The following is a 19,364-nucleotide window of genomic DNA, read 5'->3' as shown; positions in this document are numbered from 1 at the left end:
TCGTGCTGGGCATTCGACGCTCAGTTGGTCGGCTCAACGGCGTTCGGATCCATCCACATGACCTCGAACAGGTGCCCGTTTGGGTCGGCGAAGCTGCGGGCGTACATGTAGCCCTCGTCCATCGGCGCGGCGACGGTCCGGCGCCGGCCGCGATGGCCCTGTCGACCAGCTCGTCGACGGCCTCCCGGCTGTCCGCGGACAGCGCGATGATCGCCTCGGTGCTGGTGGTGGCGTCGGCCAGGTCCTTCTTGGTGAAGGTCTTGAAGAACGGCTCGACCAGCAGCATCAGGTAGATGGTGTCGCTGATGACGATGGTGGAGGCCTTGTCGTCGGTGAACTGCTTGTTGATCGTGAAGCCGAGCTCAGTGAAGAACTGCTTCGACTTGTTTAGATCCTTGACGGGCAGGTTCACGAAGATCATGGTCGGCACGGCGGTCTCCTCCGGGTTCGGGTGGCTGTCGGCGCTCACTGTCGTGGGCTTCGAGGGTTGGACGGCGGTGCTTCGCCGGACTCATCGGTGCTGAGCCTGGTCTTGACTCGCGCTCGCGGTTTGGGCTGGCGGGAGCCGGTGGGGTAGCCTGGTTGACCGCGGCACCCGTCGGATTCCGTCCGATTTCGGTGTCGCGGTGGTGTGTTCGCGGGCCTATAGCTCAGACGGTTAGAGCGCTTCCCTGATAAGGAAGAGGTCGGAGGTTCAAGTCCTCCTAGGCCCACGGTTGTGGTCGCTGATGCCCGCCAGGGACGGCTGCAGTACGGTCGGTGTCAGTGCTCGATCGCTGCATTTCGACTGGATGGTGCTGATGAAGAAGATCTTGGTGCTCCTGGCAGCAGCCGGCGCAGCCGCCGCCCTCGTCCAGCGGCGCCGACAGGCAGCGGCCGCCGAGGCGGCCCTGTGGGACGAAGCCACCCGCACACCGACGACACCCGTAGCTCCGACCGGGACACCGGCCACTTCGTAGTCTTGCTCGCTCGGACCGGCTCACCCGGTCCGTTCGGGGACGTAGCTCAATTGGCAGAGCACCGCCTTTGCAAGGCGGGGGTTGAGAGTTCGATTCTCTTCGTCTCCACAGGGTTTGACCTGCGGTTTCTGGTCGCGACATGGTTCAAGATCAGCAACAATCTCAGGCTGGTACAGCCTAACTACAGCCAAGAGCTTTCCTGACGTTGTCACTTGCCTCCTCCTAACACTCGATCGATGGCATCCGCGGCACTCCGCGCGCGGGATGGAAGTACGTGTCCGTAGGTGTCCGCGGTGAGCCTGATCGTCGAATGACCGAGCAGATCCATGACCGTTCTGAGCTCCTCGCCTTGGTCAAGCAGGAACGTGGCAAAAGCATGCCGAAGATCATGCAAACGAACCCACTCAAGCCCTGCCGCCGAGCGCGCTGCGCTGAATCTCCGGTTGACATTCCTCGGCTCCAGCGGCGTTCCGAGATGGGTGGCGAAGACCAGCCCGTGGTCCTCCCAGGCCGCGCCGACCAACAGTCGATCCTCCGCTTGCCGGGCTCGCTGCGCGGTCAACGCGGACACCGTGAGCGCTGACAGAGGCATCGACCGTGTCGATCGGTGGGTCTTTGGTGGGACGAACCGCAGCTCACCGTTGATTCGCTGGACGGTTTGCCGAACGAAGAGGGCCCGTCCGGGAAGATCGATGTCCTGCCATCGGAGGCCGAGTACTTCTCCTCGGCGGAGGCCAGTCGATAGGGCGACGACAAAGACGCCCTCCAGGCGGTCTCCTTGCAGCCGCGCGAGCAGGACGGAGGCTTCGGTCGGCGTCAGTGCCCGTCGCTCCGTGCGCGTCAGTGTTGCGGAACGTACTGCCTTCGCGACATTGCGGGGGACCAGATCCATGCGCTCCGCGTCGGCGAGAGCATTGCGCAACACCCCGTGGATCTTGACGACCGATGCCGGCGCGGCTGATTCGCGCAGCTGGCTGACCATAAGCTGCACGTCGCGTGGCGACAGCGCCGACAACTTGATCCGCCCGATGAGCGGAATGAGATGCACTCGCACAATCTGTTCGTACCGGGCAAGAGTCGATTGGCTTGTACCGTCGCCGACCTTAACAGTTCGGAGCCATTCGTTCAGCCACTGTTCGACCGTCCTCGGCGGATCGGCCAGATTGACACCCCTCCCCAGCTGGCTGCGGAGCTGATCACGCTTGGCCAGAACCTCCCGCTCGCTGCCGGCGTACACCGTGCGACGACGACGCCGGCCGCCGATCCAACCGAGATCGACTTGAGCAACCCACATCCCGTTCGAACGCTGGAACACTGATCCCTCGCCGTGTCCCCGACGACCCCGACCACTCACTGTTCTGCGGATTGATCGATGAACTCGCGCAGGGCGTCCACGGGGACTCGCCGGAGCCGACCGATGTGGATCGAGCGAAGCGTTCCAGCCGCCATCAGTTCGTAGATCTTCGTGCGGGACACCGCCAGCTGTTCGGCTGCCTCGACTGCTGTGAGCAGCAGCTTCGGCGCGTTGGTTACCGTCGTCACTCCGTTGCTCCTCAACTTGGGCCTGGGCCAGTGGCATATGCCATTCGAGTGTGGCATATGCCACTTGGTCCGTCAACGTTCCGGGAGGCGCGAGTGTTGGACCAGACGTCAGCCACGTGATGGCCCCTCAGTGGACGAGTGGATACTCCTGATCGAAGATCCAGCGTCCCGCCGATGGGTAAACCGCGTCGGCTACTTCGAGCGGCTGATCCTTGCGATCGACGACGACGTGCAACACGACAAGTACTGCGGCCGGATCGTCTAGAGCAAGTTCGCGTCGCTCGCCGGCCAGAGCCAGTCGTGCGGAGAGCTCATCCCGCGCGACGACACCGCGCCGCCCAGTGCATGTCTCGATGTACGCAAGGGACCCTTCCCTGATTCGCTCCCGATCGAGCAAGCGGGGCGCCGCCACAACAACTTGAGGCGGAAACCACGAAGTCGAGATCTCGTTTGGTCCGTTCGCGTCGCCGGTAATGCGATGGCGTCGACCGATCATCTCGCCGGCGGCGATTCCCATCGCCGCCGCGATACGTGCAGGCGCGCGAGCCATCTTGGCTGAGACAATCGTCGCCCATTCTCCTTCCGAGTAGACGTGCCCAGCGGCTTGGGATCGGGCATACCGATCACGCGCGCGGCGATGGATGTCGAGGTGACCACGTACGAACGAGCCTGATCCTTGCCGTGACTCAACCAGGCCCAGTCGGCGGAGTTCTTGCAACGCCCTCGCGGCAGTTGGTCGAGCGACTCCCCACTCCACAGCGAGCGCGCGCTCAGAAGGGACTTCGTCTCCGGCAGCGAGGTTGCCGCTAAGGATTTGGTCGCGTATCCGGTTCGCCATTTGGACGAACTTCGGTAGCTGGCCGTGGCCCTCTGGCAACGCTCCTCCTCCAGTGGCATAGACCACGGGAGGATACACAGGCTAGTTTTGGCCCCGTGCGCAGACCGTTGTACGTTGCTGCGGGCGGCGGAGGAGACGCACTTGCTGCCGCCTTGTTGCACCACGCCTACGGGCGCGGTGGCTCGCCGGTGATCGCGACACTTTCCTGGGACCGCCTCATTGTGGACCCGCTGCCAGGACCGCGTTCCATTGGTGATTTCACTGGGCTTGCCACCATCGACGGCCTCTTCAACGTCGTGACCCCTCGGACGCGACCAATCCCACCGGCTGGATCGACGCTCCCTGCCCTCGCACGTTCACTTACTGGACCGCTCAATGCCACGCTCGTGCTTCTCGATGCAACGGGTGGAGTGATAGACCTCCATCGACAACTCGTTGCTCATATTGCCGCAACCTCGGCCGACGGCGTTGTGCTGGTGGATGTTGGTGGCGATGTCCTGGCTCTGGGTCAGGAACCCGGCCTGCGCAGCCCGCTCGGCGATGCCCTACTCCTCGCCGCCGTTGCGGGCCTTGATGTCCCATCAGCTGTCTGGATCGCTGGTCCTGGCGTCGACGGTGAGCTTCCCTCAAGGTACGTACTCGCGCGACTTGAATCCGTGGGAGCGACTGTGCGCGACGCGTTGCCAGGCGAGACCACCGAACTTGCGCTGCCTATTCTTCGGTGGCACCCGTCCGAAGCCACAGCCTTGTTCGTTGCGGCGGCCCACGGGGTTCGCGGTGTGGTTGACATTCGATCGGGGGGTATGCCGGTACGGCTCGATGTGGACAGCTCCCTTGTGCTAGAGGCTGGTCGCGACCAGGTCATCGAGGCGTCGCCACTGGCACAGCTGATCCGCACAACCGAATCCCTCACCGAGGCTGACTCGATCGTGTCTGACGCCTGTGGGCGATCAGAGATTAGCTTCGAAACGGCCAAAGCTGCCTCGCAAAGTCTCCGCCAAAAAGTCCTCAACCTCGACCTTTCCTTGTTGACCTCTTACGTCCGTCAGGCCGAAATCGCCGGCGTGACTCACGCCACATATCGTCGAATTGCTGAACTCACGGGTGTCGATGACACAAGGGTAGTTCGCGACCTGTTGTTGGCTCGGTGGCCGGGTTCCGAGGATTGCTGTATCTGGAAGGTCCCAACGAAACCCTCAATGCCTTCCATGCTGGGCTGAGAAGGCCGCTTCTTGGGCTGTTCCCCACTAGACGACCTGAAACGAAGAGGAGAGGGTGAAATGGATGACATCTGCGAGGTGGTCATCACTGCGCCAGATGCTGACTGGCTGGCACAGTTCACGACAGACCTTATCGCCGAGCGTCTAGCGGCTTGCGGGCACATCATCGCGCCGATTAGGGCCATCTATCGCTGGCAAGGTGAGGTCTACGATGCCAGTGAAGCTCGTGTCGAGCTGCACACCAGGATTTCCCTGGTGCAGAGAATCGTGCAGAAGACCAACCGCGACCATCCATACGAGGTTCCGTGCGTCATTGCTACCGCTGTATACGCAGGCAATCCCACATACTCGCAGTGGGTGCGCGACGAAACGTCCGACCAGCTTTAGCAGACGGACCTTGATCTGCGGTCGGCGCGTAGCAGGTGGCCGATCCTGTTGTGTCGGCAGATTTTGTCGAACAGCACGTCGCCGCCCCGACCGAGCCGGTCAGTGCACTGCTTGCCGTTCTCGGTGATCACCTCTGCCGGCACTCCGTACCGGGTCAGGTCTCGGGTGAACGCCACGCACACCGCTCGACCGGTGGCACGTTCCACCACTTCGGCCATCATGCAGAACCGCGAGAGGTCGTCAATGCCGGTCATCAGCTTGGCTTCCCCGATCTCTCCGGGGCCTCCGGTCGATCAGCCGGACACCGCCCAGGATGTCGGTACCCCACAGCTGCATCGGACCGGGACGTTCGAAGCGACGGTACGAACCTCGGGGCCGTTTCCGAGGCCAGGCCCGCATCAAACCTTCCGGATCAGGATCCGGTCGATCGTCCGCTCCACCGGCACAACCAGGCTCGGCGATGCAGAACGCAGCAGTTCCAACCGGATCCGTCGCGACCCCCATCGTGGATGCCGACGGCGCATCTCCGCGACCGCCACCTCGACCGCGGGCGGCACCTGATGCGGACACGACTGCGGGCGGTGCGACCGATCCATCAACCCGCCAACTGATCGGTCAGATACCGCCCCAGCCATCGGTGCACCGTGGCCCGATGCACTCCAGCCTGGCGGGCGACCTCGGTGACGTCCGCACCGCCCAACACCGCCCGCACCGCATCCAACCGCAGCTCAACCTTCGACAAGACAACCAGCGCCAATCCCGGCCTCCTCAGAGCACGGGACGCCCCACGGAGGCGTCCGGCCCCAAGGGTGCCGAACCAATCCGGTGTCGCATATCTGCTGGCGGACTACTGTCGCGCATCACCCGACGGAGGACACCGCGAAGGACACGTGCCTTGGATCAGGAGATAGTTAACGGTTCTGTGCCAGGTGATCCTTTACACCGGGCCTAGACAACTTGGGGTGCGACCGATCGTGGTCGGTCGGCCTTGATGTTACGGACGGGCAGTGTCGTAGTCCGGCGGATCACGCGGGTTTCGCCGTCATCGAGTTCTATCGCCAGGGTGGTGTCGGAGACGTGGACCGTCACGGTTTCGTGCTGATGAGTCCGGCCGAGCGAAACCTTCTGGCTGCACACCATGATCACGCCGGTGCTCGAGACGCGGCGCTGGACCCGAACCGGTTCGGTGGAGGGTCGGGGTGGTGGGCCGGCCGGCCGGTTCCCGCGGAGTCGGATGATCTTGTCGTGGCTGAGCGGGTTCGGCCGCACCCGCAGCAGCTCGCGACTGTCCAGGTCGAAGAACATCAGGGTGTCGCGTTCGATGCGGATCCCGAGGCGGCGTCCGCTGAGGATCTCCGCGGCGAGGATGACGTGGCCACCGAGGACGACGGTGCCGGCACGGGAGACGACCCGCTCGACCTCGACGGCATCGCCGGGTTCGATCGGTGGCAGCGGGGACGGGCCGGCGGCCACGGCACCCGCGGCGACCAGCCGGGCCAGGTCGGTCACGGTCAGGTGCGAGCGCACCGTTTTGATCCGGGTCCCGCCGATGAACAGATGGATCAGGTCGGTGTCGGCCCAGAACCGGACGACCTGACCGGACCGAGTGGGTCCGAGCCAGAGCTGCCGGCCGGCGAGTTGCAGGTTCCCGGCCGGCGGGACGACCCGGTCGAATTCCACCGCTCCACCCGGGTAGCCGGCCGTGGTGCCCGAACCCGTTCCCAGCTCGGCCTTTTCGTCGGCGTTGCTGGCTGGTTCGTCCGAAGTACCCTGCGACGCAACGAGCGTCGGGGGCAGCCAGAGCGGCAACAACTCTCGCTCCGCATCGCCGGTCGGAGTGAAGCGGTCCGCCGGGCTGACCGGCCGCTGATCATCCAGCGCTTGGTGGGGTCGGTCGGCGTTGTATTCCCGGACGAACTTGTCGACGGCGGCCTGCGCCGCGCCCAGCGACTCAAACGGGTCGTGATCATCGAGCAGTTCCCGCCGCAGCGTGAGGTGGAAGCGTTCGATCTTGCCGGTCGTGGTCGGCGACGCCGGCTGGGTCAATCGGTGGATGATCCCGTTGTGCCGGCAGATCTTGTCGAACAGCACCTCGCCGCCCCTGCTGAACCGGCCGGTGAACTGCTTGCCGTTGTCGGTCAAGATCTCGTCCGGCACACCGAACCGGGCCAGCGCCCCGGCCAGCGCCAGACACACCGCCCGGCCGGTGGCCCGCTCCACCACCGACGCCGTCACGCAGAACCGGGAGTGGTCGTCCACCCCGGTCACCACCTTCACCTCGCGGAGCGCTCCGGTGGCGATGTCGACCAGCCATACGCCGCCGACGATGTCCAGCTGCCACAGTTGCATCGGCCCAGGCCGTTCCCACCGTTGGTAGGAGTTCCGTGGCCGTTTCCGCTTCCTCGGCGTGACCAGGCCATGTCGGATCAGGATCCGGTTGATCGTCGCCGTCGACGGGACGGTCAGTGCGCCGGGCTTCTTCAGCAGTTCCATGCGGATCCGCTTGGCGCCCCATCGGGGGTGGGTCCGCCGTATCTCGGCCACCCGCACTGCCACGTCGTCGCTGGCCTGATGAGGACACGACCGGGGCCGGTGCGAGCGGTCCGCCAGACCGGTCACGCCCTCGGTCAGATACCGCTGCAGCCATGCATGCACGCTCACCCGGGACACCCCGACCGCGGCCGCGACTTCGGTGACCGTGGCCCCGCCCAACACCGCGCGGACCGCGTCCAGCCGCTGCTCAACCTTCGACAAGACAACCAGAGCCATTCCCGGCCTCCCGAGCACGACGATGCCCACGAGCATCGCCCTCAGGACGGGGCCGATCACGGCCAGGTGTTAAGCATCAGCTGGTACAAGACTGTTAAGCATCACCCGCTACAGGACACCGCGAAGGACACGCGCTCGTGAGAACTTTCTCTACTCCTTCAAGATCGCGAGACCACCGAGCGTCGCCCGAAGTCGCAAAGACATCGCGAATCATTCTGGGCCATCCGCGCTGGTATGCCCTACTCGGTGACGGATCGAACAAGCTCTGTGAGGTTGACTGCCACGCACAGCGCTCTGACGGCCCAAGCGTTTGAATCCTTCGCGCCAGCCGACCCCGTGCTGTGCATCACCTGGCTTCCCATCCAAACCGAACGAAGGATCCCTTGACATAGTCGATGCCCTAGAGGACCGTTTAGTACCGACGTGTGGTCTGACGACGCGGTCAGCGTGCCGCGCAACCTCGGACACATCCTCGGTCGTCAGTTTGCTCGATGACAGAACGCATCTGGGGTGGTCGGTTGAGATGGCTGACAAAGACTCTTCCGGTTGGGCCGAGGACGAGGTTGTCGCCAAGTTGGTGGCCGACCCGGGAGCGGTGCCTGATCTGCAGACCCTGGTCGGTCTGCTCGGTCGTAGTGACCGGCCCGGCTACTGGCGTCTATACCTGAGCCCTCAATTGGACGAGTACGTGGAGTGCCGGACCGACGATGTGGTGCACCTTGAGAAGCTTGGTGCTGGCCCGGGGGCTCTGGGCGGAACTATGGTATGGCTCGACCGCAAGGCGACGGTTCAGCACACCCGGCCGACCGCTCCGACGATGCAGGGCGAATTCCTGCAGGGCGATATCGCGACTGACTTCCTATCCTCGGCTACCACCACGGGTGGTCTTGAATCGGAACTAGCAATTGGAACAATTATTATCCGGATATCCCGTCGGATATGTCCGCGGCCGAGCTGGCGTGGTCCATGCACCGTTCCTAGCTTGTGCAACCGTTGTCTTCCCACGTAGATTCTTTAGGGTGGATTAGCGATGGCTGATAAAGGCTCTTCCGGTTGGGCCGAGGACGAGGTTGTCGCCAAGTTGGTGGCCGACCCGGGAGCGGTGCCTGATCTGCAGACCCTGGTCGGTCTGCTCGGTCGTAGTGACCGGCCCGGCTACTGGCGTCTATACCTGAGCCCTCAATTGGACGAGTACGTGGAGTGCCGGACCGACGATGTGGTGCACCTTGAGAAGCTTGGTGCTGGCCCGGGGGCTCTGGGCGGAACTATGGTATGGCTCGACCGCAAGGCGACGGTTCAGCACACCCGGCCGACCGCTCCGACGATGCAGGGCGAATTCCTGCAGGGCGATATCGCGACTGACTTCCTATCCTCGGCCCGCATGACGGGCGGTCTTGAATCCGAGTTGGCGCTTTGGACGATCGTTATCCGGGTTTCCGCGCGTATTTGTACTAAGATTTGCCCCGACACTGGACCGACGACCTGTGTCACTTGTCTGTTCTGCGCCGAGAACAAGCGCTAGGATCAGCGCGACATTGTTGACACCCGAAGCGCTCTTGCAGTTTCTCCGGGAGACAGGCCGAATCACGGATCGAGCCATCGTCGACGGGGAACTCGCAATTAGCGACATTTCGCGGAGGAACCAGAACTATAGGGTAATCCAGAAGGATGGCACATCGCTAGTAATCAAACACGACGCAGACGCCGATGGCATGCCAACTTTGGAGAGAGAAGCTGCTGTATACAAGCAGCTCAATGCGGCCGCTGATCGCAGCGTGGCGCCGATGCTTGCGCCGAGGATGATATTCTCGGACCACGCAAGGAGCATCCTCGGACTCGAGTTCATCCATGGAGCGCGAACTCTTAGAGAACATCATTCCCGTGTAGGCAAGTTCTCCGAGCGCATTGCATCGGAGACCGGAAGGATGCTCGCCGCCGTTCATCAGCTGACGCCCGAGTTTCCCACGACCGCAGCTTTGGAGCGTCCCTGGGTCTCTGAACTTCATCGGCCAAACCTGGCCGTCCTGCAGGCCGTGAGCGTTGCGAACATGCAGCTGATCAAGATATTGCAGCGATATCCAGAGTATTGCCAGCTTCTCGATGCTATCGCTGATGAGTGGATGTCAGAGTCACTAATTCACATGGACGTGAAATTTGAGAACTGGCTTATTACTCAGCGCAAAGGGGACGATCGGTGGCGTCACGTTCTGCTCATCGACTGGGAACTTGCGGGCCGCGGTGATCCTCGCTGGGACGTCGGTTCGATGTTTGCAGAGTACTTGTCTACTTGGGTAAACTCGATGCCACTCACCGGCGACTCGACCGCCTCAGAACTCGCCCAGCATGCACGGTTCCCCTTATCACGCATGCAGCTAGCTATACGTTCATTCTGGGCTTCGTACATCTCATTCATGTCAGTCGCCAGGGATCAACAAGCTGAATTTCAGATGGGCGCTACCCGTTTTGCGGCGTTACGGCTACTACAAACTGCGTTCGAGCAAGCACAGCACTCGGCGCAAATCAGTGGTTCGAGTGTCTACCATTTGCAGCTCAGCAGGAACATTTTGGCTCGACCACAGGAAGCGTCCATCCAGCTGTTGGGTCTGATTCCTCAGGGAAGCTGGTAAACAGCATGACTCAGCCAGAGGCAGAGGCATACCTGCATTCCGTTGCGCAGATTCTCGGCGCCACCACAATCGAGTCGGCAACAGGCTATTCTTGGTTCGGAAGACCCGCGCCGCGGCTTCCAAAAGCAGTTGAGCGCGTGCTCTCGGCAAGTACGGCCCGAAACTACTTGCAGTTTGCACTACAGTGGCAATATTACGAGAACTGGTACTGCGTTGGCGGCGCCCGACCCGCCCACCTTGTGCCCCGCGCCATGTTGGGGCGGCGATCGCTCGTGCAAAGTCTGCGGGAAGCAAACTCTGGCTCTGGGTACTGGTCGAGCGCATGGTCCCTCGATGAAGTTGCGGAAGACAAGTGGTTTGTGAGCGGCGGTGGCATACGTCTCATCGTTAGACCTGAAGATTGCGACGTAGAACCGGTTCATCCTGTGACGCCCGGCGCACTGGTCAAACTGCGTTTCAAAAAGGATCTTCCGTCAATATCGCCCGGCTATTACATGGCGCTCGGCAATAACGAACTGTCAGACGGCCCGACAGATTTGTTGGTTCGCCTGTACTGGAATCTCCTTCCGTCCGGTGCAGCTACATTTGTCGCCGAAGTCACCCGAGCACTTAATGACGCGCAGATGCCGTTTCGGCTAAAAGTGCTAGACGACGCGAACCAGTTCGGTAGGGCTGATTCAGGCGTAATCTACATTCGAAAAGCGGACTACGACCAGGTTAGCTGCGTCCTCGGCCACATCGTTCCGAAGCTGCGCAACCACCTAGAACCCGCAACACCAGCTATGACGAAGAAGCTCGCAAATGGTATCGCCCTCGCCGAAGACCCCGTAGGAGAAATGAGTTTTGGCCAGCACCGGTGCAGCGTGATGGCTGGAGCCGTCCTTCGAGCGCAGGAGCAGCGTTCTCAGCCTTTGGGAGATCAGCTGGAAATTGCAGTGGACCACTTCGCTGAAAATGGAGTTGACCTGCAGTCTCCATACTTGAACCAGGGCTCCACAGATGTCTACGGTGCCGATTGGACTAGATCTCGGGTTCATTCAGTTTTCTTGCGTGACTCCCTGCGCCTCGCGACATCCGAACTCAACGTTGCCAGGGAAATTGGAATGCGCCTTGCGCAGACGGCTATCTGGTACGATGGGAGATGCAACTGGATGGGTTATGCAGAGGATTCTGAGCCAACGACAGCATCCCCAACCATGAGTTACCGAGCACTTGGCCCCGATCTTTACTCCGGCACGGCTGGGGTGGCGTTGTTTCTGGCTGAACTGGCCCGTGTTGTCGACGACTCCGCGTTGCGGCGCACAGCTGTCGGGGCGATGCGCCAATCCTTGTCGACGTTGGATACCATCGAGCCAGAAGATCGCCTCGGCATGTACACGGGCCTACCCGGAATCGCAAGCGCTGCAAGCCGCGTTGGCTGGGCACTCGGATCGGACGAGTTTATCGAACTGTCCCTCAGACTGGCGTCAGATCTCGAGATCGCTCCCAGCGAAGATCGATCTTGGGACCTGCTCTCGGGATCCGCGGGTGCAATTGCTGTGCTGGTGCATCTCTCCGAAGCTCATGAGCAGGCGGAATTGCTGCAATTTGCGGTGCAACTGGGGGATCAACTCGTCGACGGTGCCAAGAAATCACGATGGGGGCTCTCCTGGTCGTCACCTGAACTCTCGCGAGGACGGAACCTCACCGGATTCTCCCACGGCGCTTCCGGTATCGCATTTGCATTGCTCGAGCTGTACCGTGTCAGCGGAGTGGAGCGCTTTGCGCGAGCGGCAGAACTGGGCTTCGACTATGAGCGTTACTACTTCGACGCAGATGAAATGAACTGGCCAGACTTCCGAGAGGACACCCCGCAGCTAGCGCGGCGCAAATCTAAGGCTCCAACCGCCTCATTTTGGTGCCATGGCGCTGGAGGCATCGCTTTGGCGCGGTTACATGCTTACCGACTTCTAGGTCACTCATCTCTTCGAGATGAGGCCGCGATCGCCATTGACGCCACCGCCCGCTGGATAGAGGGGCAGAGCGGGAACCGACGTGTCAACCTCTCATTGTGTCACGGTATGGCAGGAAATGCAGAGATACTCTCGATTGGAAAGCGAGTTCTAGGTCAGCATTCGGTGATGGACGGCGCGGCCCCAACAGTCGGGCACCTAACCGCGGAAAGGCTGGCTCGTAATTCAACTGATCCGCTCACGGACCTGATTGGCGACTCCCCTGGCCTGATGTCGGGCATTTCCGGTGTAGGTCTATTCTTGGTTGGAACTGTTGATCCCTCATTGCAGTCCGCATTGGGACCCATTTTTTCGCCGTAGTGCAGGGCCTAGCCGGCGCGAAACTCGAAGTTCGCACCGCTTGTGCGAATCGGCACGGGCGAGCGGCTGGCCAGTCGGCCAACCTCGGACCCACCTGCCAGCCCGGTTGCCGAGGTAATTATTTAGGAATCTCACGCCTGACGTTGACGTCCTCAGCTGACCCCAACTGTGGGCTTGGCCAACGACTGTAATGTCGAAGCAGGACCCGAGAGGACCAGCATCGGCAATGTCGAGGCTCGGATAAGGCATTTCACACCTGCGCAGACGGCGTGGATCGGCCAGTATCCGCCTGCTCATATCGGGGTTCACACCGAAGTGATCAGGCGCGGGCCGGCCTCGGAGCGTGTGTGACCAGATTTGTGACCAGGACGCCCTGATTCGGGCCGCTACGCCATTGAAGTGGTGAGACGGTCGGACAAGGGTGTCAGCAGGTCAGGGCTCTATGTCGAGCACTTGTGCGACCCTGAGGAACGCCGATCGCCCGACTCATAACCCAGAGGTCGCACGCTGGTGCCAGTCCCGTGCTTTCCACAACGGGCACGGATTGAACGTGCCAGCCAATTGCACGGAAACCCGCAGCGTCCCGTCGTTGCGCTGAGTTGCGTGCACACCAACGGTGGCCTCGTTCCCGGCGGTCACAACGGCCGCATATTGGAACGCCGTCGACACTCGCCTCCAATAAGCGTTTCGCGAATCGTCTGTATTCAGCGTGCACGCTGGTGCCAACTGGCCTCGCCGAGCGAGTCCAGGTCTCCTGTTGCTGCTCTGTAGCAACGCCAGTTTCATGACCAGCCGGAAAGGGCACCAGCCGTAGGTGAAGAGACTGTGGGACCTGACCCTCACGGCGTGGAAGCGTCTCATGACTCTCAGGATGGTCGCCTGGTCTCCGCCGATCGTGGTTGCTGTTGTGTTGTGGTGGGTTGGTCGCGGCCTGGTCCGATGGCGGCGAGGGAAGGAAGCAAACGCGCTGCCTTCTGCCTGAGGTGCGCTGCTGCGCTCCCTCCTCGGCCCGAACAAGCGCCCTGAACTTGGGCTGGATCTGTCGATCAGCCACCTGATGTTGTAGGTGCGGCGGTCGCCGACGAAGCAGGCAGCGGAGTCTGGACATAGATCTGGTCCAGCACCTTGAGCATGAGAACCTGTGCCGTGAATTGGTTGTCGAGCGCCATCGTGAGGTTGCCCCAGATGACGAGGGTCATGTCGGTGGCGCGATCGTAGGCGGCTTCCGAGTTGAAACCGGGGGTCTGACCGCCGTGCAGATCGAGAACGTGAGATCCCCACCGCAGCTGGTCGATGCCATACCCGTACCAGTTGTAGCTGTTGGCGGGATCGATGACCTGCGCGCTGTCCTGCCACAGGCGCTGGTATTCGGCATTGAGTACCTGGCCACCCGCCAGCGCCTTCATCCACGTAGCGAGATCGGCCGCGGTCGAGGTGACCGCGCCCGCCGCGAAAGCGAAGGAATGGTTGATGTCGGTGAAGTCCTTCGGCTGGAGTGTTCCCGCCCTGGCCTCGGCCTCCATCTCAGGGGTGTACGGCGGACTGCCGTACATCATCGTGGAGGAGCTGCCGTACAGGTAACCGTGCGAGAAGGGGTCGGGGATGGTGTTGGACTCGGTGGAAGGAAACACAGTGTCATTCAGACCCAAAGGTTCGAACAGCCGGTCCTCGAACGCCGCAGCTATCGGCTTGTCATCCACCTGCTCGATGATCAGGCCGAGCAGCACGTAGTTGGTGTTGCTGTACTCGTACTGCGCGCCGGGCGCAAAATTCGGGGGCTGGGCGAAAGCGATGTCCAACAGCTCCTGCGGCTTCCACACCCTGGTCGGGTCGTTGTCCAGGCTGGTCGAGATCTCTGGAGCATCGGTGAAGCTGTACAGGCCGCTACGCATCTCCAGCAATTGTGCGATCGAGATGTTGTCCCCGTCGGGCACCTCCGGGAGGTACTTCGACACCGGATCGTCAAGACTGAGCTTTCCCTCCTGAGCCAGCAGCAGGATCACCGCGGACGTCATGGTCTTGGTGATCGAGGCAATCCTGAAATGGGTATCGGCGGTGGGAAGGCTGTTCTCACCCAACTTCGTCGTACCGGAGACAGCGATGAATTCGCCTTGCGGTGTCCGCAGCAGCACCAGATAGCCGGGCACCAGCAGTTCCTGGGCCGTCTCATCCACAATCGTTTGCAGCGCCGCCTGGTCGATCGTCTTCAGGCCCGACGCCGACTCCGGCGCCGCGGACGTCGACCCGGCTGAAGCAGCCGCGGTCATCGTCGCTGATGTGCTCTCGGCCGGCGCGCTACTGCACGCCGTACCGACCAGAGCCAGGACTATTGCCGTGGCCACGACTACCGTGCGTCGACCGGCCGCCCGACCGAAGCCCAGGCGTGACCATGGTGTCACTGCAGGATGGTAAAACACCCCAAAAGGGTAATTCTGCATCGGTAGAACCTACCGTGCGAATCGGTTGTCACACGAGGAAAAATTCGGCGCGATTCCTAGGGCGCCTGCGCCGCTGCTCGCGCCCACGAGACCCCGGGCCGGCTCGTCAGGCCGGCGCGATGGCCGAGTTCCACCTGCCCGGCCCCGCCCAGCGCGAGCATCCGCTGGCGGCTGATAGTGGCGGTGGCGCCTCCAGTGGTCGTTCTTCACGGCGCCGGGGTATGGACCGTGCGGTTGCCCGGGACTAGTCAGGCAATCGATCGTTCGACCGCCGACCGGAGCTGCCGATGGAGCTGCTGGGATACCTCAGTAAGCCTGCCGCCGCGCCGCCCGATGCAGCTGACGCTCTACTGGCTTGAGCGGCGGCCGGCGAAGTTGGCGACGAGGCGCGCGATCAGGGTAACGAGGAAGATCTGGCCGCAGATTGCTTCAAGCATCGCGACAGCCCGGCCCAGGTCCGTGGCTGCCGTGACGTCGCCGTACCCCAAGGTTGTCAGGGTGGTGAATGAGAAGTACTGGCGCAGCGGGATGCTGGGCTCGGCGACCTGCACGAACAGTTGCGCGCTCCCGAGGTCGGCCATCGCGCCGTACAGCGAGCTGAACATCATGCCGAGGAGGAGGTACGCAGCGAGGGCCCCGCAAATCGTCTCGAGCGTGACCTCCTGATGCGTCAGCACGCGACGGAGCACGGCAATGAGGGTCAGAAGATAGACGACGACGAACCACACCTCGCCGAGCCCGCGGGCGGTGTCGTCGTCGACGGCTTGCGTGATGGCCACGACGGCGACAAAGGCCGCGAAGAGCATCGCCGCCGCGGCGAGCCGCACCCGCGGACTCGTCGCGGAGGACTGCAGCGCGAGCCAGAGGGCGACGACCGGGAACAATGCCTCGAGGAACCGCGGCGCTGAGCCGCCGCCCAGCGCCAAGAACACATAGCTCACGATGAGCACGGCGAGCACCAGCCCGAAGCGGTCGACCCCCGGCACGAACCAAGCGAGCGCGCGGCGCACCGCTGACCTCATCGCTCGACCCCGACCGGGACCGTCACATCGCGCCCGGCGCACAACTCGTCAAGCCGGACGCCCAGTGGTGCCCCGTGACCACGCGCGACTGGTTGGGGAGAGACATTGGCGTGACCCCTAGGTCTGGCGGACTCGTCGTCTGCGGCCAACAGCAACTCGGTATGCCCTCTCGACGCGGTCACATCCGAATCGTCGCAGCTTGCTGCTCGGCCGACCAGGCTCGCGCCTTGCGCGGGTGAACGCAAAGGCCTACGGCGATCCGACTGAGGACCGGGCCCACCGCCCCGCATTCTGCAATGAACTTTCGCATCCCCATCGTCCGCTGGCACCCGCCGCTCGAGGGAGACGTTGGACGGCAAAGTGCTGACCGCACGCGGGTAGTGCTCAGCCGCGCAGTCTTAGCTAAGAGATTCTCATCGCGACACGCCACCGCCGAAAGCCCCTGCATCCCCCAACCGGCAGTGATTTCGCGAGCATTCGTACTGCGACGATTGGCCACGGACGGTGGCCCGAGGACAGGTTATGGTGCGTCGCCACAGACGTTGACTGAACAGGGCCCGTATTGGGGGCAGCACTGCCTGCGCCGATTCAATTGACGGCGACAGCCAACTGGAGGCCTTGAAGGTTTGCGGCAAACGCCGACGTCCGCGCCGGCGCCCGTTGCCCGTCGCGTTGCACCCACATCCTTGTTCGGTGCTGGTGCAGTCACCCCGGCGTCGCGCACTGCGGACACGTCCAGGCACCGGACAATGGAGCCGTGTAATTTGAGCTTCGCCGCTGCCACCCATGAGCGCCCTTGACGGTCTGCTCGCACCACGGTTTCAGCTCACTCACCCGGCCTTGCAGCTTATTGCTGATCAACATGCGGTCCTGCTCTAAACGGCGCTTAACTGTCCCGGAGTTAGTTCGGATGCAGGGGGCCGGGGGTGCGGGGCGCGGCCAGGCGGGCGCCTTCGACTTCCAGCCTATCGTCGTAGGCCGCGGCGAGATCGTGCAGGGCCTGGCTGCAGTCGCCAGCGTAGGACGGTCCGTGCATCACTCCAAGCGTTGTGGGTTGTAACCGCGCGAGCGATCGAATCGTCGTCCCAGTGGCCGGCGTCAGGCAGGTCGCGCCGAACATGTCTTCGGCGCTCAATGCGGGGCCGGTGATGTCGTGCTCGGTCAAGGCGGGACCGGCGCCGACGGTGGTGAAAAGGTCACCACAGAAGAGGGTGCCGGTCGTCTCTTCGTAGAGCAGGCCGGCGTCCCAACCGTGCGGGACGTGAGGCGTTTCGATGCGACGGACCCGTTTACCGCCCAGGTCGATGACCTCACCATCGCTCAGCGCGCGCGGTCGGCGGTCGGCCAGGTCGTTCACGGAAACCTCACAACCCAATGCCCCATGAGCGACCTGGGCGTGCGGTGCTGCCAGGAGCCAGGAATTCATGGACCCGCACTCGTCCGCTTCGACGTGACCGAAGGTGATCCACCTGAGCCGGTCGACCGGAACGACCTTCGCGACCGCTGACGACACCATCGGGAACAGGGAGCGCAAGCCGGTGTGGAACAGCAGCGGCTCCTCGGCGTTAACCAGGAACTGGTTGAACATAAAATCTGCTTCCGGAATGTAAGTCGAAATCCGGTAGATGTCCGGGCCGATCTCGTCGAGCGTTGTTTCCATCGCGCGGCCTCCAGGGGTGTCGGAAACTCCGGATCGACCCTCACCCTCCTCCGCCGCGGCAGCACCGACAAGAGCCGCGACTCTCGAAGTCCACCCCCAAGACCGTTCCGAGGGCGTCTGGGAAACCACCGCCTGTGTTGAGTACGAGGTGGTCCGGTGGGGGCCGATAGTGACAGCCCGGGGGAGGCCCGAACCTCCGCCGAACGGCTGGCCAGCCCTCGCGGCGATTCTTCCGCTTAGCAGAGACGTCGTGGTCGACCCCGCGTAATTCTCGGTAGATGAATATGGTCGGGCTCAAGCTCGGCCCCGTGGCGACCCGGCCGGTACTGCCGGCCTACATCCACTTGACGCCCTCCGTCTCGTACTCGCAAACGCGGTGCTCGATCATCCGGGTCAATAGCTTGGCGGGGAGCGGAGCAGCGTAGGGAAGCGCGACGGTGCCGTTGCCCGTCCGGTAGTCGCACAGTTGCGAGGCGAACGCTTCGCGGGTACTGGGGGTGACGGCCAGGCTCGCGTGCGCCTTGTGACCGCTGAACATAAAGAGGATCACGCCGTTGGTGTGGACGTAGGCGGGGTGACCCCACTTCAGGTGCTCCTCGGCCGTCGGCGCCGCAGCGCGGCACAGGGAGCGGATCTCGCTCAGGCGGCCTTGAACGCTCTCCGGGAACTGCGCGACGTACTCAGCGACGGTTGTGGGCTTGGTCATGGCGGCCCTTCGCCGGGTGCCGAAGGCCGTCATCGACCCGTGCCGCTGTGTTCGGCTCGCCGGGTGTCGTACCAGGTGTCGCCAGCGGGTTCCCCGGCAAGGTTCCAGCTCCACGAGACGAGTGGGCTGATGCGCATGTAGACGCCTGGTCCCACCGCTCCCTGACGCTCGAACGGTTGCTCGGCGTGGCCGTAGATCCGTACGCCCCGGGCGATGAAGGGGTCCATCGAGGGGAGGTCGTCGACGACCAGGCTGACCTTGCTGTTGCCGTCGGCGACGTTGCGGAACTTCCGGGTTCTGGTGACCAAGCTCGGGCCGCCGACCCAGAACGAAGCGCCGTCAAACTCGACAGCAACGGGAACGACGTCGGGTTGTCCGTCAGTTGCGACAGTGGCCAACCTGCCCAACGTGTTGGAAGTCAGGTACTCGATCTCATCGCTGGTGAAGACCATCCGTGCTCCCTCTCCGATTCGCTGCCACCCGCCATGTTCATGCTCCGCATGCGCGCGGGAGGGCGTGAAAAGGCCGCCCGATCCCGTGGGACTCGCACGTGTCACGCGTGTCTACTGTGGCGTTGGTGGGTATCGCAGGACAAGCACCGGCGGATCCACCCTCCGCCACCCCGCGACCTACATCGCAGTTGCACCAGCGAACGGCGGCCGCGGTGACGGGATTCCTCGTCATGCGTAGGTCTGGGATTCGATTCCCCAAGGCGGCTCGTTTACGCAGGTCAGCGCCATGCTCGAGAATCTATGCGGTCTCGTGGCCTGGCGCGTGGCCTGGTTCGACATGGTTTCCGCCGGTCGGAGCCCGCTTTTCGTGGTCTGGTTCATCGCGTCGCTCGCCTGCGCCACCGATGCCCACGCGGCAACACAGTGGACCGC

General features: G+C 62.9%; 15 protein-coding genes, 2 tRNA genes and 2 pseudogenes. 8 read left to right on the top strand and 11 right to left on the bottom strand.

Translation table 11 applies throughout. The annotated features are described in order from the left end of the window. Positions 1-20: 20 nt before the first annotated feature. A pseudogene (locus ACVBEQ_RS12230) lies at positions 21-421 on the bottom strand (VOC family protein). Between the two features lie 218 nt (positions 422-639). Between ACVBEQ_RS12230 and ACVBEQ_RS12225 the strand changes: the two are divergent. The 3 genes from ACVBEQ_RS12225 (at position 640) to ACVBEQ_RS12215 (ending at position 1,067) form a co-directional block, all read left to right on the top strand. Further along, positions 640-713: transfer RNA gene (locus ACVBEQ_RS12225), tRNA-Ile, on the top strand. 15 nt (positions 714-728) lie between these two features. Then, positions 729-959, top strand: coding sequence for a DLW-39 family protein (locus ACVBEQ_RS12220; protein ID WP_447153358.1), 231 nt, complete (start codon positions 729-731; stop codon positions 957-959). Positions 960-994: 35 nt separating this feature from the next. Next, positions 995-1,067 (top strand) — tRNA-Ala (locus ACVBEQ_RS12215). Between the two features lie 100 nt (positions 1,068-1,167). On the opposite strand, the gene ACVBEQ_RS12210 is transcribed toward ACVBEQ_RS12215, so the two are convergent. From ACVBEQ_RS12210 to ACVBEQ_RS12200, 3 genes are all read right to left on the bottom strand, one after another. Further along, complete coding sequence (locus tag ACVBEQ_RS12210; protein ID WP_447153357.1) at positions 1,168-2,274, bottom strand: tyrosine-type recombinase/integrase; 1,107 nt, start codon at positions 2,272-2,274, stop codon at positions 1,168-1,170. A gap of 35 nt (positions 2,275-2,309) precedes the next feature. Continuing rightward, a complete protein-coding gene (locus ACVBEQ_RS12205) occupies positions 2,310-2,501 on the bottom strand; it encodes a helix-turn-helix domain-containing protein (protein ID WP_447153356.1) in 192 nt (63 codons plus the stop codon). 127 nt (positions 2,502-2,628) lie between these two features. Next, complete coding sequence (locus tag ACVBEQ_RS12200; protein ID WP_447153401.1) at positions 2,629-3,339, bottom strand: GntR family transcriptional regulator; 711 nt, start codon at positions 3,337-3,339, stop codon at positions 2,629-2,631. A 95-nt stretch (positions 3,340-3,434) separates the two neighbouring features. On the opposite strand from ACVBEQ_RS12200, the gene ACVBEQ_RS12195 reads away from it, so the two are divergent. Further along, positions 3,435-4,559, top strand: a complete 1,125-nt coding sequence (locus ACVBEQ_RS12195) for a DUF1152 domain-containing protein (RefSeq protein WP_447153355.1) — start codon at positions 3,435-3,437, stop codon at positions 4,557-4,559. A 60-nt stretch (positions 4,560-4,619) separates the two neighbouring features. Further along, complete coding sequence (gene cutA / locus ACVBEQ_RS12190; protein WP_447153354.1) at positions 4,620-4,946, top strand: divalent-cation tolerance protein CutA; 327 nt, start codon at positions 4,620-4,622, stop codon at positions 4,944-4,946. A gap of 23 nt (positions 4,947-4,969) precedes the next feature. Here cutA and ACVBEQ_RS12185 read toward each other — a convergent pair. Both ACVBEQ_RS12185 and ACVBEQ_RS12180 read right to left on the bottom strand, forming a co-directional pair. Next, positions 4,970-5,703: pseudogene (locus ACVBEQ_RS12185) on the bottom strand (helix-turn-helix domain-containing protein); the annotation flags it as partial. 191 nt (positions 5,704-5,894) lie between these two features. Then, on the bottom strand, positions 5,895-7,715 hold the full coding sequence (locus ACVBEQ_RS12180) for an IS481 family transposase (RefSeq protein WP_447153353.1): 1,821 nt from the start codon (positions 7,713-7,715) through the stop codon (positions 5,895-5,897). 1,030 nt (positions 7,716-8,745) lie between these two features. Between ACVBEQ_RS12180 and ACVBEQ_RS12175 the strand changes: the two genes are divergently transcribed. The 3 genes from ACVBEQ_RS12175 to ACVBEQ_RS12165 are packed head-to-tail and all read left to right on the top strand — an operon-like array spanning position 8,746 to position 12,654. Continuing rightward, complete coding sequence (locus ACVBEQ_RS12175; protein ID WP_447153352.1) at positions 8,746-9,237, top strand: hypothetical protein; 492 nt, start codon at positions 8,746-8,748, stop codon at positions 9,235-9,237. Next, on the top strand, positions 9,200-10,342 hold the full coding sequence (locus ACVBEQ_RS12170) for a phosphotransferase family protein (protein WP_447153351.1): 1,143 nt from the start codon (positions 9,200-9,202) through the stop codon (positions 10,340-10,342). Before ACVBEQ_RS12175 ends, ACVBEQ_RS12170 begins: the two co-directional genes overlap by 38 nt. A gap of 5 nt (positions 10,343-10,347) precedes the next feature. After that, positions 10,348-12,654 (top strand): lanthionine synthetase LanC family protein, encoded by a 2,307-nt coding sequence (locus ACVBEQ_RS12165; protein ID WP_447153350.1) that lies wholly within the window; start codon positions 10,348-10,350, stop codon positions 12,652-12,654. Positions 12,655-13,700: 1,046 nt separating this feature from the next. Here the strand turns inward: ACVBEQ_RS12165 and ACVBEQ_RS12160 are convergent. From ACVBEQ_RS12160 to ACVBEQ_RS12140, 5 genes are all read right to left on the bottom strand, one after another. Next, positions 13,701-15,053, bottom strand: a complete 1,353-nt coding sequence (locus tag ACVBEQ_RS12160; RefSeq protein WP_447153349.1) for a serine hydrolase domain-containing protein — start codon at positions 15,051-15,053, stop codon at positions 13,701-13,703. Positions 15,054-15,439: 386 nt separating this feature from the next. Beyond that, positions 15,440-16,102 (bottom strand): potassium channel family protein, encoded by a 663-nt coding sequence (locus ACVBEQ_RS12155; protein ID WP_447153348.1) that lies wholly within the window; start codon positions 16,100-16,102, stop codon positions 15,440-15,442. A gap of 913 nt (positions 16,103-17,015) precedes the next feature. Continuing rightward, a complete protein-coding gene (locus ACVBEQ_RS12150; protein ID WP_447153347.1) occupies positions 17,016-17,774 on the bottom strand; it encodes an oxygen-binding di-iron domain-containing protein in 759 nt (252 codons plus the stop codon). Positions 17,775-18,108: 334 nt separating this feature from the next. Continuing rightward, on the bottom strand, positions 18,109-18,480 hold the full coding sequence (locus ACVBEQ_RS12145; protein WP_447153346.1) for an iron chaperone: 372 nt from the start codon (positions 18,478-18,480) through the stop codon (positions 18,109-18,111). A 29-nt stretch (positions 18,481-18,509) separates the two neighbouring features. Then, complete coding sequence (locus ACVBEQ_RS12140) at positions 18,510-18,932, bottom strand: PPOX class F420-dependent oxidoreductase (RefSeq protein WP_447153345.1); 423 nt, start codon at positions 18,930-18,932, stop codon at positions 18,510-18,512. Between the last annotated feature and the right edge of the window lie 432 nt (positions 18,933-19,364).

The organism is Nakamurella sp. GG22 (assembly GCF_052976845.2).
This window is presented reverse-complemented; position numbering and strand designations above follow the sequence as displayed.

Excerpts from the sequence above, each read along its gene's own strand:
- ACVBEQ_RS12145 (WP_447153346.1), bottom strand. The coding sequence starts at position 18,480 with ATGACCAAGCCCACAACCGTCGCTGAGTACGTCGCGCAGTTCCCGGAG.
- ACVBEQ_RS12220 (WP_447153358.1), top strand. The coding sequence starts at position 729 with ATGCCCGCCAGGGACGGCTGCAGTACGGTCGGTGTCAGTGCTCGATCG.
- cutA (WP_447153354.1), top strand. The coding sequence starts at position 4,620 with ATGGATGACATCTGCGAGGTGGTCATCACTGCGCCAGATGCTGACTGG.
- ACVBEQ_RS12150 (WP_447153347.1), bottom strand. The coding sequence starts at position 17,774 with ATGGAAACAACGCTCGACGAGATCGGCCCGGACATCTACCGGATTTCG.
- ACVBEQ_RS12165 (WP_447153350.1), top strand. The coding sequence starts at position 10,348 with ATGACTCAGCCAGAGGCAGAGGCATACCTGCATTCCGTTGCGCAGATT.
- ACVBEQ_RS12180 (WP_447153353.1), bottom strand. The coding sequence starts at position 7,715 with ATGGCTCTGGTTGTCTTGTCGAAGGTTGAGCAGCGGCTGGACGCGGTC.
- ACVBEQ_RS12140 (WP_447153345.1), bottom strand. The coding sequence starts at position 18,932 with ATGGTCTTCACCAGCGATGAGATCGAGTACCTGACTTCCAACACGTTG.
- ACVBEQ_RS12175 (WP_447153352.1), top strand. The coding sequence starts at position 8,746 with ATGGCTGATAAAGGCTCTTCCGGTTGGGCCGAGGACGAGGTTGTCGCC.
- ACVBEQ_RS12200 (WP_447153401.1), bottom strand. The coding sequence starts at position 3,339 with ATGGCGAACCGGATACGCGACCAAATCCTTAGCGGCAACCTCGCTGCC.